The sequence below is a fragment of the Amycolatopsis xylanica genome (genome assembly GCF_900107045.1).
GTDB lineage: Bacteria > Actinomycetota > Actinomycetes > Mycobacteriales > Pseudonocardiaceae > Amycolatopsis > Amycolatopsis xylanica.
The window spans coordinates 21,029-36,480 of the sequence record NZ_FNON01000013.1 but is presented as its reverse complement, the minus strand read 5'-3'; the positions used below and the strand labels follow the sequence as shown (position 1 = coordinate 36,480).

The following is a 15,452-nucleotide window of genomic DNA, read 5'->3' as shown; positions in this document are numbered from 1 at the left end:
CACTAACCGGCGATACCACTCACCGCGCTTGTTCGTCGCGGGACGCCTGCTCTTCCCGCCGACGCCGGTTCCGTTCCTGGCGTTCCTGCTCGCGCCGTCCGTAGGTCGCGTTGCGGACGGTCTCCTCGTCTTCCAGGCTCGAGCCGAGCGCGCCGGCGACGATGCCCACCGAGCTGCACAGCCACACCAGGTTCAGGTACGAACCCACGCCGACCGGGTGCCCCAGTGCCTGGGCGAAGTAGCCGCTGTCGATCAGCACGGCCGCGGCGAGCAGCGCGAGCACGTACAGGATGACGTACATGCACACCACCCCGATCGCCAGCGTGGTCGCCGTGGAAACGTTGTACAGCAGCGCTTTGCGGCGCTCGGCGGCGTCGGAAGGCCGGTCCCACAGGTGGTTGTACAACGTCAGCCACACGGTCATGACCACGACGGTGACCACCGTGATCGCCGTCAGCCGCAGCGGGGACAGCGCGTCCGCGAGCTTCCAGAACGAACTGGTGATGATGCCGTAGGCCGCGGTGCCCGCCGCCGCCGCGGTGGCGCCCGCGAGGTGCGGGACGAGCCGCCACGGACGGTTGTCCCGCACCATCCCGGCCAGCAGCCGCAGCCGGCCACGCAGCCCGACCAGCGCCAGGTGCGTCGCGGATGACGGGCGTTCACCGGGCATCCGCCGCGTCGGCGCCAGCACTTCCCGCAGCCGGGCCAGCGTTCCCCGCCCGCGGTGCTCGCCGTCGATCTTGAGCCGGTGTGAGACCAGTTGCCGCACCACGCGGACCAGCATCCTCTTCGCCCGGCGCCGCACCCGCACGGCGCCGAGTGCGGGCAGCGAGATCATCGCGACACCGTGCTCGACGTCGACTCCGGCGACGACGGGGTCGGTTCCCGCGCGCCGGGGCAGGTCCGTGACCAGTACCAGCAGGTCCCAGCCCCGGTCCTGCCGGTGCCGCCGCGAGAGCGTCCGCATCGGGATGTCACCGTCTTCGTCCAGCGGGAGCTCGCCGGCCTCGTGCTCCACCCGCCACCGTGTCTGCCCGTTCACCCGGGTGGCGAAGAGCTCGGGCAGGTCGTCGGCGATCGTGGTGATCACCTGCTCCGGCAGCCCGCCGTCGACCAGCACCCCGACGGCCACCTCGCTGGGCGCGTTCATGTGGTTCCCCTGATTCGTGAGGCGGCGGACACAGCGGCCTTGCCGCTGCCGATCAAGACCTGGCTCATGCCGAGGGGGTAACCGGACCGGCGGGAGGGAAACATCCGGCGGATGCCGCGGTCCATCCGGCGAGCGGGCTCGCGCGGGAATAGCCTGGGGCTGTCGCTTTCGCTTGTGGAGGTTCTGATGGTCGCGTTTCCCGGTGTCGTCAAGCGCACTGCGGGCAGCCGGTGACCGGGGAGGCCGCGGTGACGATCACGCCGTGCGAGGACGGGCCGCTGCTGGTGCGAGGTCCGGTCAGGCTGGTCGCTCAGGACGGGACGGAGATCGACGCCGGGCGTGAGACGATCGCGTTGTGCCGGTGCGGGCGATCGGCGATCAAGCCGTTCTGCGATGGCACCCACAAGGTCGCCAAGTTCCGTGCGGCCAGCGGGCCGCGTAACGATCCACTGCGTCCGTCCGAAGAGGACTGAGCCGTTCAGGCGACGTCGGTTTCGAGCACGCCATGCAGAGCGCTGCGGCCGGATTCCCAGCGCTGTAACAAGAATTCCGCCATAGCGTTGTCGGCCGCCAGTGCGCACGCGGCACCGAACAGGAGCTTGCCGGTGTCTTCGGGGTGGTCCTCGAGGTAGCCGCCGCACAGGTCGTGCATGGCTATTTGTTCGTGCACGGCATCGGCTTCGACATGCTCGTCGTAGAACCGGGTGGTCCCCGTGCCGTGGCCGAGGCGGCGCAAACCGTTGCCATAGCGGCGGTTGGGCAGCGAAGACGTCATTTCGAACACGGCCAGGTGCCCGAGCAGCGCCGGTGTCCACGCGCGGTGCAGGCCGAACAGCGACATCGTGTTGCTCACCGCGAGCGTCACGGCAGGCACCTGGTCGAGGTAGGCGCCGTAGGTGTCGTCGAGGCCCAGGTCGCGCATCATGGCGCGGAACAGTTCCGAGTGCATCCGCTCCAGCCTGCCCGCGCCGTACTCATCGGACTGAATCTCGACCAGTGCCGCCTTCGCGCGGCCACTGATGCGGGGAATGGCCCAGCTGTGGGGATCGGCTTCCTTGAGGTGGTAGATGGAGCGGTGCGCGACGAACTCGGCGAATTGCCCGGCGGTCGCGTGCCGCTGCAGGTACAGCGCCAGGCCGGGCCCGTCGTCGGCGTCGATCATCGCTTTCAGCGCGGCGGGAGCGTTGGTAGCCCGTGGCGGGGGAGAGGTGAGGTCGCGCAGTGAGGCGAGCATGCGTTTTTCCAGTGCCGCGCGCACGGCCAGCAGGGATGGCTCGGTTTCCCAGTCTTCGTCGACGTCGCTGAATCCGCGGTAGCTCAGCTCGTAGCAGATCCAGAGGCTGACCTGCAGGTCCTCATCGGACAGAGCGAAGCCGCCAGGCCGTTGAGCGTGGTCGAGCACGGAGGAAGGCAGCGCGTGGGGCGACCCGCGCAACGCGGTCCCGAGGGCCGCGCTGATCGGTCCACGAGGGCGGGGCAAGTGCATGGCGAACCTCTTTCGTGCTGTTCCCGCGTCCGTCGCGGTGATCTCCGTGATACCCCGGGGACACCTCGTTCACTCATTCGCCGCAGCAGGTCACAGCGGCGAGCCGGTCGTTTGGGTCGTCCCAAAACGGGAATCGCCTAGTCATGAGCGCTGATCAGTACGGCATCCAGGACCCGCGTGCGCAGTACCCCGCTCCGGACCGCCAACAGGGCCAAGAGCAGGAACATCCCGGCACCGGCGGTGAGATGAGCCCGGAACCGGATCACGGGGAGCGGACCTACCGCGGCTGCGGCCGGTTGACCGGCCGCTCGGCGGTGATCACCGGCGGTGACTCCGGCATCGGCCGGGCGGTCGCACTCGCTTTCGCGCGGGAGGGCGCGGACGTCCTGTTGTCCTTTTTGGACGCCGAGGAGGCCGACGCTCGGAAGACCGCCGCCCTCGTCGAGGAGGCTGGGCGGCGGGCGGTCACCGTGCCGGGCGACGTCCGCGACGAGGCGCACTGCGAGCAGATCGTGCGTCGCGCGGTCGAGGAGTTCGGGCAGATCGACATCCTCGTCAACAACGCGGCGTACCAGATGTCGAGTGGCGGCATTCTCGACATCGACACCGAGCAGCTCGACCGGGTGTTCAAGACCAACATCCACGCCATGTTCTGGCTCTGCAAAGCCGCGATCCCGCGGATGCCGCCGGGGTCGGCGATCATCAACACCTCGTCGATCCAGGCGTTCCAGCCCGCACCCGAGCTGATGGACTACGCGATGACCAAGGCCGCGATCGTGAACTTCACCAAAAGCCTGGCGAGCGAGCTGGCGGACAAGGGGATCCGCGTCAATTCGGTGGCGCCCGGTCCGGTGTGGACGCCGCTCATCCCGGCCACCCTCCCCGCGGAGAAGGTCGGGGACTTCGGCGCGGACACCCCGCTCGGCCGGGCCGGGCAACCCGCCGAGCTGGCACCGCCCTATGTGTTCCTCGCATCGCAGGAGTCGAGTTACATCACCGGGGAGATCATCGGTGTCACCGGCGGCAAACCGATCACCTGAGCACCGGAGAGGCGGCGGGCAGGAAGCCCGCCGCCCCTCGCGCGACTTATGACTGGAAGAGATCCATACCGTTCCAACCGGTGCCGAGCGGACGGGCGGCGCCGAGGCCGGTACCTGTGCTCGGGTAGAGATTCAGGGTGCCGTCGGCGGTGCGGCCCGCGATGTCGGTGCGGCCGTCGTGGTCGAAGTCACCAGGGATCAGGGCGGTGAGCGCGGCCGCGTCGCCGAACTTCACCGGTGCGCTGAATTGGGCGTCGCCGTAGCCGCGGTAGAGATTCAAGGTGCCATCGGTCGTGCGGCCGACCAGGTCCGCGTGGCCGTCGTGGTCGAAGTCGCCCGCGACGAGCGCGGTCTGGCCACCCCAGCCGGAGGCGAGCTTGCGTGGTGCCGCGAACGTGCTACCGGTGCCGGCGTAGAAGTACAGGTCGCCGGTGTCTTTCTGGATGCCGATGAGGTCGTCGTGGCCGCTGGTGGTGAAGGCGCCCGCGACGATCGAACGCTGGGAGTTCCAGCCGGTGCCGAGTTTGCGCGGCGCCGCGAACGTGCCGCCGCTTCCCGCGTAGACGTTCAGCTCGCCATCTACGTTGACGCCGAGGAGGTCCGCCTGGCCGTCGCCGGTGAACTCGCCCGTCATGACGGCGGTCGTGCCACCCCAGCCGGAGCCGATTTTCCTGGGCGCCGCGAGCTTTCCGTCGGCGAAACCGTCGTAGAGGTAGAGGTTTCCGTCGGAGGCGTTGCGGGCGACGATGTCGTCCCAGCCGTTGCCCGTCACGTCGCGGGTGAACCCGCCGTCGAGGCCCGCGAGCCTGCGGAGGTCGGTCAGCGAGCCGTTGAACCAGTTGCGGTCGGCGCGGGTGGGGATGCCGGGCACGGTCGCGCTCGCCGTGTACTGCCAGAACGTCCAGGTGCTCCAGCCCGTGGGCACGGGCGCCGAGCTCGAGACGTAGTCGGCGATCCACAGATAGGTGGACGGAGCGAAGCGGCGGGCGTCGAGGCCGCACTGGCTCAGGAAATTCTTGTTGGTGTAGATGATCGGCGTGCGGTGGAACGAGGCGCGCATTGTGTCCACAAAGGATTTGACGCCGTCACTGGTCACGCCGGACGGGCAGGAACCGTCGCGGTAGTCCCATTCCAGGTCGAGCACCGGCGGCAGCTCGCCGGGAGTGTTGCCCGCGTACCCGGCGGCACGGGCCGCCGACACGAAGTGCGCGGCCTGCGCGGCGACCGAGCCGTCCTTGGTGGGCAGCAGGAAGTGGTAGGGCGCGCGCGGGATGTTCACCCGTTCCATCTGCGGCCACGCGGACTTGAAGTAGTCGCTGGTGTAGCCGTCGCCTTCGGTCGCTTTGATGAACGCGAACTGCTCGTTCGCGGCGACCGTGGTCCAGTTGATCGTGGCGCCGCCGGTGATGTTGTTGCCGGACACGTCGACGCCGTGCACGCCGGTCTGTGCCTGTGCGCTTCCGGTGATCGCCAGCGGCGCCAACGCCAGCGCCGCGGTGACCAGCACCCTTGTGAGCTTCTTCATGGCTTGACTCCTAGCTCTGGTAGAGGTTGTGGCCGTTCCAGCCGGTGCCGAGCGCGACCCCGGAACCGAGCGTGGTGCCGTAACTGGGATAGAGGTTCAGCGTTCCGTCGGCGGTGCGGCCGGCGATGTCGGTTTTGCCGTCGCCGGTGAAGTCGCCGGGGATCAAGGCAGTGATGCCGTTCCAGCCGTTGCTGAACTTCGCTGGGGCGCTGAATTGGGCGTTTCCGTAGCCGCGGTACTGATTGAGGTCGCCGTTGGCGGCTCGGCCGACGAGATCGCCGTGGTTGTCGTCATCGAAGTCGCCTGCGACGAGCGCGGTCTGGCCGCCCCACCCTGAGGCGAGTTTGCGAGGCGCGGAGAACGTGCCGTTTCCATTGCCCGCGTAGAAGTACAGATCACCGGAACCTTCCTGGATGCCGATGAGGTCGTTGGTGCCCTCGCCGGTGAAGTCCGCGGTGACGACGAACTTCATGCTGTTCCAGCCGGTCCCGACGAGCTTGGGCGCGGAGAACGTGCTGCCGTTCCCGGTGTAGAGGTTCATGTCGCCCGCCGTGGTGATCCCGAGCAGGTCGCCCTCGGTGTCGCCGGTGAAGTCGCCGGTCAGCACGATCCGGGTGGCGCCCCAGCCGGTGCCCATCGCGCGGGGGCTGGCGAGCTTGCCTGGCGCGAAACCGTCGTAGAGGTAGAGCTTGTCGTCGGAGGCGTTGCGGGCGAGGATGTCGTCCCAGCCATTGCCGGTGACGTCACGCGACACCCCGCCGCCGGACCACACGGCGTCGACGATGAGCTGGGCGTCGTGGACCTGCACCTGGTAGCGGTCGGGGAACGCGGAGACCTGCACGGCCTGGCACACCTCGCCGATCGGGGCGCTACGCCAGCTCTGGTCCGGGTAGAGCGCGGCCATCTTGCGCAGGAACGCGCCGGTCGCCCACGCCGGGTTGGTGCGCTCGGCCGCGCTGCCCCAGGACGCGCGCTGCTCGAACAGGCCGAGGCTGTCGTGGTCGGTCGACTCGGTGTGGTTGATCAGCGTCGACTCGACGATCGCCGTGGTCACCGCGATGACCGCGGCCTGCTTGCCGTAGGGCTTCGTGAACGCCGTCGCGGCCGTCGCCCTGGCGATGGCGCTGGCGCAGGAAACCCGTTCCCCGGTCAGGCTTCCCCGGAGCTGACCGGTCAAGGACGGGTTGACTCTCGCGGCGATCGCGTTGTCCTGAGTGGACGGTCCGCCTGCCCGGCACTGGCTGTACGCGACTTCGGTGCTCGCACTCGCTGCGGCGGGCAGCGCGCTCATCGAGAGGGCGGCGGCGACGAAGGCACTGAGGATCTTTCGCATGATGAGGACCTTTCAGCTCTGGTAGAGGTTGTGGCCGTTCCAGCCGGTGCCGAGCGCGACGCCCGAGCCGAGCGTGGTGCCGTAACTGGGGTAGAGGTTCAGCGTTCCGTCGGAGGTGCGACCCGCGATGTCGGTCTTGCCGTCACCGGTGAAGTCGCCGGGGATCAGTGCGGTGATGCCGTTCCAGCCGTTGCTGAATTTGGCCGGGGCGCTGAATTGGGCGTTTCCGTAGCCGCGGTACAGATTGAGGTCGCCGTTGGCGGCGCGGCCGACGAGGTCGCCGTGGTTGTCGTTGTCGAAGTCGCCTGCGACGAGCGCGGTCTGGCCACCCCATCCTGAAGCGAGTTTGCGGGGAGCGGAGAAGGTGCCGTTTCCGTTGCCCGCGTACAGGTAGAGGTCGCCGCTGCCTTCTTGGATGCCGATGAGGTCGTTGGTGCCCTCGCCGGTGAAGTCCGCGGTGACGACGGATTTCATGCTGTTCCAGCCGGTTCCGACGAGCTTGGGGGCGGAGAACGCGGTCCCGTTCCCGGCGTAGAGGTTCATGTCGCCGTCGGTGTTGATGCCGAGGATGTCGCCGTCGGCGTCGCCGGTGAACTCACCGGTCAGCACGATCCGGGTGCCGCCCCAGCCGGTGCCGATGGCTCTGGGACTGGCGAGCTTCCCCGGTGCGAAGCCGTCGTAGAGGTAGAGCTTGTCGTCGCTGGAGTTGCGGGCGAGGATGTCGTCCCAGCCGTTGCCGGTCAGGTCGCGAGCCGCACCGCCCGCCGCGCCAGGCTTGTTCTGGCTGGTCAGCTGCTTCCCGGTGACCGAGCCGTTGTCGAGCGAGCCGCTGTACTCGACGAAGGACCAGGTCTCCGCGAGCCCGGTCGCGCAGTTCTCCACCTTGAAGTCCAGGTGCGGACCGGTCACGTGGCCGGTCGCGCCGGACAGGCCGATTTGCTGGCCCTGCCCGACCTTCGCGCCGACGTCCACCGAGCGCACGGACAGGTGCGAGTACCGCGTGCACCGCCCGCCGGGATGCTTCACGACGACCGTGTTGCCCCAGCCGTCGCTGAGATAGGAGTCCTGGACGACGCCGGGCGCGCTCGCGCTGATCGTGGTGCCTGTCGGCATCCCGAAGTCGACGGCGTACCGGGTATAGCTGCCGTTGTGGCTCGAACCGTCCCAGCCTTGGGTGACGGTGTGCGTGACGCCCGCCGGATACGGAAGGAAGAAGCGATCGGTGACCGCCTGAGCCGGGCTTGCCATGGTGCCGGCCATCGCCGCGATGACCAGTCCGCTGATGAGTGTCTTTCGCAAGGTCTTTCTCCTGCCCCAGAGTCGCTGAGTGGTTGAGAAGGACTCTGGAGCGGACCGCTTTCGCGGCGCCTACAGCAGGCTTGCGAGCGCTAGGTAAGTCTTCTCGACCAGTTCGAGAAACGTCGGCGCGGGAATGGCGTAAACGGGTCGCGGATTGAAGCCTTCACGGCCCGAAGCCGGATCGCAGATCAGCAGCCTGCTCGCCGAGATGCCGACGAGCGCCACCCAGTGATCGGTGATCCCCGTGCGCGGAGCCCACCCCGGCGGCCGGGGGCCGCCTGGGCGGACCACGATGTTGACGGGCAGGGGACGCCCGATCGCCAGTGCTTTCGCGGCGTCGGCGAGCAGATCGTCCCCGGTGGAACGCACGGTGTACAGCGGATTCCCGAGCACCTGGTGCAGGCCGCGCTGAACGCCGTACCGGCTGGTGCCGTCCTCGGCGCTGGTGTCACAGAGTTCGGCGAGCTTCTCCTGGCTCGGCAGCGGCACGTCGAAGGCCGACAGCACGATCCGCGCCGCGGCCGGCCCGCAGAAATAGCCCGTGGCCTGCTGCTGCCATCGGGTGGGGACATAGCTCATGCGCTGGATCCTCTGCGGCTTGGCCCCCTGCTGGTGAAGTCCGGCCACCTTGCCGGACCGCGCCTACAGCACGCTTACAGCCGCTTTCAGATCATTCAGATCAGCATCGCGCTTGCCAGATAAGCACTCTCGATCAGCTCGTCGAGGTCACCCGGCTCGGCTTCGGGGACCTCCACCGAGAGCGGGGCGAACCCGGTCGGGTCCGGGAGTCCCAGCGCGAGGCGTTTCGCCGTCCAGCGTGCGCCGAGGTCGAGATCGCCGTCGGCCGCGGCGAGGTTGGCGGCGACGAGCACGCCGCTGAACGCGCTCTGGTAGTCGGCGACCGTCGACAACGCGACGGTCAAGGCGGCGCGGGCGTCGTCGAGGTGGCCGAGCGCTCGATGTGCTTCGGCGAGCAGGATCGTCAGCTGGGCGGACCGTCGTTGCGTCCGGGGGTAGGCGGCCGTCAGCGCGGCGACGCTCTCGCTGAGGAACTCCACGGCCTCCGCCGCGCGGCCTTCGATGAGCAACGCCTTGGCCAGCACGGCATGCGCGGGTTCCTGCTCGACCGGATCGCTCGCCGGGTCGAGTCGTCCTTTAACCAGTGCGAGCCATCTCGCGGCGGCTGTGGCGTCACCGCGGCCTAGCGCGATTTCAGCGCGTAGCACGAGCTGGGGCATCGAGGTCGGCTTGTGCAGCCTGCCGTTGCGGAGCTCGTAGCGCTGGCAGAGCGTGCGTGCCTCGGTCCAACGGCCCCAGGTGGCGAAGACCCAGCCCGCAGCGGTCAGCGCCGTCGACGTTTCGCCGCCTCCCTCGGCGTCGAGCCTGCTTACCTCGGCGACCACCGCTTCGCAGTCGTCGAGTACGTCAGGGCGGAGCATGTAGCGCCTCGTCGTCAAGGCGAAGCTCTGCGCTGTGAGGTACTCGCGGGGACGGAGCGACGGCTTGACGGCTTGCATTTCGGCGAGCGCGCCCGCGTAGTCGCCGTCGAGACGGGTCAGCCAGGCACGATGGAAGCGCAGCAGAGCTGCGGTTTCGGCGGAGCACTCGTCGAGAACGCGCCAGGCCGCGTCGAAGAAGGGGCGGGACGCGGGGAGCAGCGCCGCGTGCGACCACCAGAACTCCGCACACAATGCGACGATTCCGGCCGCGCGCACGGCCAGGCCGTGCTCGTCCGCCATCGCGAGTGCGCTGTGCAGCCTCGGCGCGTCGACGACGAGCGCCGCCATCGCCTCGCCGCGGTCCCAGGTGCTCTCGAGGCTGTCGATCCCGGCGAACACCTCTCGCCAGCGATCCAGGTGCCGTTCCAGCACGGTGACCAGCTCGCCGGAGTCGCTCAAGGCTTTGCGCGCGTGTTCCCTGACCGGCGCCAGCACCCGGTATCGCAGGGGAGTGGTGGCCAGTGGGTGCACCAGTGAGCGGGCGACCAGGTCCGCGAGGTCGTCGGCGTCGAGGCCGCAGACCCGCTCGGCGTCCGCGAGGGTGAACGGGCCGTCGAAGATCGCGAGGCGGGTGAGCGGACCCGGCTGGGGCAGCGCGTCGAAGGACCAGCTGATCGCCGCGTTGAGGGTGTTCGCCTTGGCCAGCAGGGTGGTGAGCCGCCGGGCCAGTTCCTCGACGCCGAGCGAGCGCACCCAGCCCGCGGCGAGTTCCACCGCGAGCGGCAGGCCGTCGAGACGGGCGCAGATCGACGCGATCGCTTCGCGTTCCCCGGCGGTCAGCGCGAGTTCGGGCGAGGTCGCCCGCACGCGTCTCAGGAACAACGCGATCGACGGATTGCCCTCGTCGAACCGGGTGGGCACCGGCAGCGGATCGAGGATGAGCACCTGCTCGCCGTCGAGCCCGAGCGCCTGCTGGGAGGTGGCGAGCACCCGCAGACCCGCGCAGGCACGGAGCAGGTGGTGCGTGATCTCGGCGGCCACCGGCAGCACGCGCTCGCACCCGTCGAGGATCAGCAGGGTGGGCGCCTGGCCGATGGTCTTGGCGACCTCCGGCAGCACCCCGTCCGAGTCGTCGGTGCCGACGGCGAAGACCGTGCCCAGCTCGGCGAGCGCGGTGACCCGGTCCGTCGCGCCGCCGAGTTCGACGACGGCGCCGTTGCCGGTGCTCTCGGCCTGCCACGCGAGCGCCGTCTTGCCGACGCCGGTCGGCCCGGTGATCGTCACCAGCCTCTCGGCGGCCAGGTAGTCCGCGAGGTTCGGCTTTTCCCGCCCCAGCAAGGGAATCGGGCGAGGCCGGATGCCCCACCAGGTGTGCGCGCGTTCCGGCGGTGCGACGACTTCGCCGCGCAGGATCTCCAGCTGCGCCGTCGCCAGCGCCTCGCCGGGGTCGACGCCGAGCTCGTCGGCCAGCCGCTTCCGGATCCGGTCGAGCACGGCGATCGCTTCGGCCTGCCCTCCGGTCGCGGCGTAGGCGCGCGCCAGCGAGGCGTGGACGTCTTCGGCGTACGGGTCCTCGGCGGCGATCGCCTCGAGCATCGGCGTGGCCTCGGCAGGCGCCAGTTCGGCGAACTCCCTGACGGCCTGCCGGTACTCCCGCCCGATGGCCACGGCCTGCGCGGATTCGCGCAGCTCACCCGAGATGTCGGCGAGCAACCGCCCTCGCCAGCACGCCAGCGCCTGCCGGTACAGCCCGCCCTCCTTGGCGTGCCTGGCCTGCGTGACGCACCGGCGGAACTCCCGCAGGTCCACCCGCGCGCCCGTGACGTCCAGCGAGTAGCCGGCGGCCGAAAGCCGGATCTCGCCCCGGTCACCGAGCCACTTCCGCAGCCGCGAAACGGCCACCTGCAACGCGGCCTTCTCCTCGGCGGGCCGGTCGTCACCCCACAGCCAGCCTGCCAGGACCTCCCCCGAGACGGGCGCACCATCGGCCAGCAGCAACCCCGCGAGCAGCGTCGCCTGATGACGGCTGCGCGGCACGGCCGCCGTGCCGTCCCGCAGGACGGAAACGGGCCCCAGCACCGTGAACTCCACCACGAGATCACGGTAGCGGCGCGATCACCCGCTGTGGTCCGTTTTCGGCGATCGCGACGCGATATGCCGTCAGTCGAGCCCTTCGACGATGCGGAAGTCGCGCTCGAAGCCGTCGGGGAGCGCGGCCAGTGCCTTCTGGTAGGCCTCGCTCTCGTATGCGGCGACCGCCTGTTCGAAGCTGTCGAACTCGATCAGGACGACGCGCTCGGCGACTCCGGCTTCGCGGGCGACGACCCGGCTGCCGCCGCGAGCGAAGGTCCGCCCGCCCGCGGCCTTGACGGCCAGGCGGGCCAGTTCGTTGTAGCCATCGAGCCCCTCGGGGTCTGTGATGGTGGGATAAACGCTGACCCAGTAGCCCTTGGCCATGGAACCTCCAGTGTTGGGACGTGCTCACCGGCTCGCTCGGTGGATGCTCAGTGGATCACGTGCTGGAGCTGGGCATGCAGCCCGGGTGCGGCGGCGCAGACCGTGAAGTTCGTGTCGACGGCCCGGGTGAGCGGGGTGTAGCGGATCGGGGCTCCGGCGAAATCGGTGTAGGTGATCCCGGCCTCCTCCAGCAGCACGTGCGGCGCCACGCTGTCCCAGATCCGTGTCGCCCGGTTGAGCGAGGCGCCGTAAGCGCCGGTCGCCACCTGGACGAGGTCGAAGCAGCTGTTGGCCATGCGCAGGCCGCGGCAGCGGGTGGCCAGCGCGGCCGCGATCGTGAAGTCCTCCTGCGCGAATTCGCTGTCGCCGTCGATGCCGTAGGCGATCAGGGCCGTGCCCAGGCCGGTAGCGGTCGGCGCCCGGAACCTGGCGCCGTTGCGGAAGGCGCCTTCGCCGCGCTGGGCGAGATAGAACTCGCCCAGCGCGGGCAACGCGATGCCGCCCGCCACCGGCACGCCGCCGACCAGCAGACCGGCCATGATCCCGAACAGCGGGCTGCCGGCCGCGTAGTTGCTGGTGCCGTCGATGGGGTCGAGCACCCAGACGGCGTCCGCGTTTTCGCCATGGAGGCCGGTTTCCTCGCCGAGGATCCCGTAGCCGGGGTAGGCGGCGCTGATGCGGGCGGTCAGCAGCTCCTCGATCTCGTGGTCGGCGGCGGTCACCACCTGGCTCGGCTCGCCCGGCTTGGTCGTCGAGGCGCCGGGCGAGCCGGGCAGCCGCGCGGCGGCCTCACGCAGCACCGAGTCGAGGAAGGGCAGGTGGTTCACGGGGTGCCGTCCTTGCGGTGGTGCCGTTCAGCTCGCCAGCCGGGTCACGGCGGCGAGCATCTGGCGCACGATCAGGAAGTCGCTGTACCGCGTGCTGGTGAAGTCCCGGTATTCGCCTGCCCGCACGGCGTTCTTGATCTCGCGGATGCCGTCGATGAGGCGATGATTCGGGCGGAACCCCAGCGCTCGTTCGGTCTTGGCGAAGCCGACGCGGTAGTCGCGGGGATCCTGGATCCCTTCGAGGATGTCGAGTTCGACGTCACCGACCTCCTGCTGGATCGTCCAGCCGACCTCGGCGAGCGAGTAGTTCTCCGCGTCGGAGCCACAGTTGTGGATTTCGGCCTCACGCGCCGGTTTCGCGGCCAGCGCCAGTGTCGCCGCCGCGGCCGCGTCACGCACATGGACGAAAGGACGCCATTGCCTTCCGCCGTGCACGGTGACTTTCCGTTCCAGCACCGCTTGCGCGGTCATGATGTTCACGGCGAGGTCGAACCGCATCCGCGGCGACAGGCCATAGACGGTGGCGAAGCGCAGAATGCTCGGAGCGAAATCGTCACTCCGCCGCGAGAGCAGATAATGCTCGGCCCTGACCTTCGTCTCCGCGTAGACGGACCGCGGGCGCAAGGGGGAGAGCACATCCGCGGTCTCACCCCGCGAAACGCCGTAGGTGCCGCAGGTCGACGCGAACACCAGCCGCCGGACTCCGGCCCGCCCGCACGCCTCGGCCAGCCGGATCGTGCCGAGATAGTTGGTGTCCCAGGCCAGTTCGTGGTCCAGGTCGCACGCGGGGTCACCGACGATGGCCGCCAGGTGCACGACACCGCTCGCGCCGCGCAGCGCCTCTTCCCATTCGGCGGGTTCGCGGACGTCACCGTAGACATGGCGGATTCGCTCGGTGTCCGAAGGCATCCGCCTGACCAGCCCGTTGTCCACGACGACCACCTCGTTGCCCCGGTCGGCGAGGTGCTTGACCAGCACGGAGCCGAGGTAGCCCAGTCCGCCGGTGACAACGATTTTGGACATGCGCAAACCCCCTCGGGTTGATGAGAATGAAGAAACCCGGCGAATTCGCCTCGCGCCTTTCCCGCTTCGAACGGTAGCGGCTCGGTCGCGCACCGGGCAACTCGTCCAGCAAGATCGGAGAGCGATGGTCGTGAGTGTTTACGCCGGTTAGGGTGACAAGGGGCGCCCTTGTCACCCAGAGCGTGACAAGGGCGCCCCTTGTCACGTGCCACGGTGGACGAGCCGCGCGAGTGGAAGAATTTCTGCACCCAACGGAGCAAACCTTCCACTCGCACCGACACTCGGGCGACGGGTAGCCAAGTAGCGGTCCGCTAGAACCGGCCGGAACACTCACGACCACCGTGGGGGCTTGAAAGGACGGGGCCGTGGAGGATGAAGTCCACCAGCCTGGCCGCCGACTCGCCGACGTCCTCGAGCGTGGTGTCGATGCGCAGGTCGGGGGTGAGTGGCTCCTCGTAGACGGCGTCGACCCCGGTCAGCCCGGTGATCTCGCCGCGCGCCTGCCGGGCGTACAGCCCCTTGACGTCGCGGCGGCGGCACACCTCGACCGGCGTGGCGACGTGCACCTCGGCGAAGGGGACGCCGGCGTGCGCGGCGCGCAGTGCCGCCCGGCTGTGGGCGTACGGCGCGATGGCGGCGACGATGGTGATGATCCCGTTGCGCGCCAACAGAAGCGCGACGGAGCCGATGCGCGTCAGGTTGCGTTCGCGGTCTTCGGGGGACAGCCCGAGCTCGGGCCAGAGCTCACGGCGGACGACGTCGCCGTCCAGCACCTCGACCCGGTGGCCTGCCGCCAGCAACGCCGCGCGCGCGGCCGTCGCCAGGCTGGTCTTGCCCGCGCTCGGCAGGCCGGTCAGCAGCACGGTCATCTCAGGCGGCCTGCTTCTCGACCCAGTCGTACACGCCGTCCAGGATCGCGTGGTGGGTTTCCTCGCCGAAGACGTTCAGCCCGCCCGTGACGGGGTTCGCCTCCAGGATCACGAAACCGTCCGCCGTCGGCAGGATGTCGAGGCCGGTCAGGGTCAACCCCAGCACGCGAGCGGCGCGCAGCGCGAGTTCTTCCAGCCCGGGTGGCGGGTCGATCAGCTCGAAGCTGCCGCCCAGCTTGACGTGGGGGCGCCACTGGCCTGGCGCGGGCAGCTTGAGCGACACCTCGGGAACGGCCTCGCCCGCCACCATGACCCGGTATTCACCCCATTGGGTCGAATAGTACGGAACGCACACCAGGGTGCCGTGTTCGTCCAGCCGGTCCTGGATCTCGGACTTCTGGGCGGCGAAATCGGTGATGCGTGTGACGCCCTTGCCGCGATATCCGTAGGACGGCTTGATGATGACGTCGTCCCATTCCTGGCAGGCCAATTCGACGTCCGACGGCGTGGTGGCCGATCGGCACGGTGGCACGGGCAACCCGGCCAGCGCGAGCTTGCGCATGGTGAGGAACTTGCTGTAGGAGGTCTGCCAGACCTCGGCCGAGTCGAACATGCGCAGGCCGGGGGTTTCGCTGACCATGGTCAGCCGCTCGACCCGGTCGCGCCAGTCGAGCCCGCGGTCACGCCAGTCGGCCCCGAAGAGCTTGGCGCGCGAGATGATCGCGTCGAAGGAACCGCAGGAATGCTTGCCCAGCCTGACGTCCATGCCCTGCTCGCCTGGCGCGTAGGTGACGTCTTCGAGGGTGAACAACGCCGTCTCGTGGCCTCGGCGCCTGCCGTGCTCGACGAGCACCGGGCCGTCCGGATCGTATTCGCCGCCGGGGGTGTCGGGGCCCAGCACGCCGTCGTCCCAGCCGAGAATTCCGATCTTCATCTTGGGCCTCCCCGTCTCGGCGCCGCGGACATCAGCTGACTTTCCCCGGTCGGCGACCGGCTGTCACCGG

General features: G+C 69.3%; 14 protein-coding genes. 2 read left to right on the top strand and 12 right to left on the bottom strand.

The features are described 5' to 3' along the window. Positions 1-19: 19 nt before the first annotated feature. Positions 20-1,150, bottom strand: coding sequence for a hypothetical protein (locus tag BLV57_RS39060; protein ID WP_091298789.1), 1,131 nt, complete (start codon positions 1,148-1,150; stop codon positions 20-22). Positions 1,151-1,398: 248 nt separating this feature from the next. Between BLV57_RS39060 and BLV57_RS39055 the strand changes: the two genes are divergently transcribed. After that, on the top strand, positions 1,399-1,623 hold the full coding sequence (locus tag BLV57_RS39055; protein WP_245757705.1) for a CDGSH iron-sulfur domain-containing protein: 225 nt from the start codon (positions 1,399-1,401) through the stop codon (positions 1,621-1,623). A gap of 5 nt (positions 1,624-1,628) precedes the next feature. On the opposite strand, the gene BLV57_RS39050 is transcribed toward BLV57_RS39055, so the two are convergent. Then, the gene (locus BLV57_RS39050) at positions 1,629-2,636 is read right to left on the bottom strand and encodes an iron-containing redox enzyme family protein (protein ID WP_091298785.1); all 1,008 of its coding nucleotides are present in this window, start codon (positions 2,634-2,636) and stop codon (positions 1,629-1,631) included. A gap of 143 nt (positions 2,637-2,779) precedes the next feature. Here BLV57_RS39050 and BLV57_RS39045 point away from each other — a divergent pair, with 143 nt between their 5' ends. Further along, on the top strand, positions 2,780-3,676 hold the full coding sequence (locus tag BLV57_RS39045) for an SDR family oxidoreductase (protein ID WP_091298782.1): 897 nt from the start codon (positions 2,780-2,782) through the stop codon (positions 3,674-3,676). Positions 3,677-3,722: 46 nt separating this feature from the next. On the opposite strand, the gene BLV57_RS39040 is transcribed toward BLV57_RS39045, so the two are convergent. From BLV57_RS39040 to BLV57_RS38995, 10 genes are all read right to left on the bottom strand, one after another. Next, complete coding sequence (locus tag BLV57_RS39040; protein WP_091298781.1) at positions 3,723-5,201, bottom strand: GH25 family lysozyme; 1,479 nt, start codon at positions 5,199-5,201, stop codon at positions 3,723-3,725. Positions 5,202-5,211: 10 nt separating this feature from the next. Continuing rightward, entirely contained in the window at positions 5,212-6,534 is a 1,323-nt protein-coding gene (locus BLV57_RS39035; RefSeq protein WP_091298778.1) for an FG-GAP repeat domain-containing protein, read from the bottom strand. A gap of 12 nt (positions 6,535-6,546) precedes the next feature. Beyond that, positions 6,547-7,833, bottom strand: a complete 1,287-nt coding sequence (locus tag BLV57_RS39030) for a VCBS repeat domain-containing M23 family metallopeptidase (RefSeq protein ID WP_091298777.1) — start codon at positions 7,831-7,833, stop codon at positions 6,547-6,549. Between the two features lie 69 nt (positions 7,834-7,902). Continuing rightward, on the bottom strand, positions 7,903-8,412 hold the full coding sequence (locus tag BLV57_RS39025; protein WP_091298774.1) for a C39 family peptidase: 510 nt from the start codon (positions 8,410-8,412) through the stop codon (positions 7,903-7,905). A gap of 95 nt (positions 8,413-8,507) precedes the next feature. Then, positions 8,508-11,366, bottom strand: coding sequence for an AfsR/SARP family transcriptional regulator (locus BLV57_RS39020; protein ID WP_091298771.1), 2,859 nt, complete (start codon positions 11,364-11,366; stop codon positions 8,508-8,510). 66 nt (positions 11,367-11,432) lie between these two features. Further along, positions 11,433-11,729, bottom strand: coding sequence for a DUF1330 domain-containing protein (locus BLV57_RS39015; protein ID WP_091298768.1), 297 nt, complete (start codon positions 11,727-11,729; stop codon positions 11,433-11,435). A 47-nt stretch (positions 11,730-11,776) separates the two neighbouring features. Continuing rightward, positions 11,777-12,556: an inositol monophosphatase family protein gene (locus tag BLV57_RS39010; protein WP_091298765.1), complete on the bottom strand. Its 780-nt coding sequence runs from the start codon at positions 12,554-12,556 to the stop codon at positions 11,777-11,779. 27 nt (positions 12,557-12,583) lie between these two features. Then, entirely contained in the window at positions 12,584-13,579 is a 996-nt protein-coding gene (locus BLV57_RS39005) for an NAD-dependent epimerase/dehydratase family protein (protein ID WP_091298761.1), read from the bottom strand. Between the two features lie 311 nt (positions 13,580-13,890). Beyond that, positions 13,891-14,448 (bottom strand): adenylyl-sulfate kinase, encoded by a 558-nt coding sequence (gene cysC, locus BLV57_RS39000; protein WP_091298758.1) that lies wholly within the window; start codon positions 14,446-14,448, stop codon positions 13,891-13,893. Between the two features lies 1 nt (position 14,449). Beyond that, positions 14,450-15,382: an ATP-grasp domain-containing protein gene (locus BLV57_RS38995; protein ID WP_143047272.1), complete on the bottom strand. Its 933-nt coding sequence runs from the start codon at positions 15,380-15,382 to the stop codon at positions 14,450-14,452. Positions 15,383-15,452 lie beyond the last annotated feature (70 nt).

What these genes read in the sequence shown, in the direction of transcription:
- BLV57_RS39060 (WP_091298789.1), bottom strand. Translation starts at nt 1,150, where the DNA reads ATGAACGCGCCCAGCGAGGTGGCCGTCGGGGTGCTGGTCGACGGCGGG.
- BLV57_RS39050 (WP_091298785.1), bottom strand. Translation starts at nt 2,636, where the DNA reads ATGCACTTGCCCCGCCCTCGTGGACCGATCAGCGCGGCCCTCGGGACC.
- BLV57_RS39045 (WP_091298782.1), top strand. Translation starts at nt 2,780, where the DNA reads ATGAGCGCTGATCAGTACGGCATCCAGGACCCGCGTGCGCAGTACCCC.
- BLV57_RS39040 (WP_091298781.1), bottom strand. Translation starts at nt 5,201, where the DNA reads ATGAAGAAGCTCACAAGGGTGCTGGTCACCGCGGCGCTGGCGTTGGCG.
- BLV57_RS39035 (WP_091298778.1), bottom strand. Translation starts at nt 6,534, where the DNA reads ATGCGAAAGATCCTCAGTGCCTTCGTCGCCGCCGCCCTCTCGATGAGC.
- BLV57_RS39025 (WP_091298774.1), bottom strand. Translation starts at nt 8,412, where the DNA reads ATGAGCTATGTCCCCACCCGATGGCAGCAGCAGGCCACGGGCTATTTC.
- BLV57_RS39015 (WP_091298768.1), bottom strand. Translation starts at nt 11,729, where the DNA reads ATGGCCAAGGGCTACTGGGTCAGCGTTTATCCCACCATCACAGACCCC.
- BLV57_RS39005 (WP_091298761.1), bottom strand. Translation starts at nt 13,579, where the DNA reads ATGTCCAAAATCGTTGTCACCGGCGGACTGGGCTACCTCGGCTCCGTG.
- cysC (WP_091298758.1), bottom strand. Translation starts at nt 14,448, where the DNA reads ATGACCGTGCTGCTGACCGGCCTGCCGAGCGCGGGCAAGACCAGCCTG.
- BLV57_RS38995 (WP_143047272.1), bottom strand. Translation starts at nt 15,382, where the DNA reads ATGAAGATCGGAATTCTCGGCTGGGACGACGGCGTGCTGGGCCCCGAC.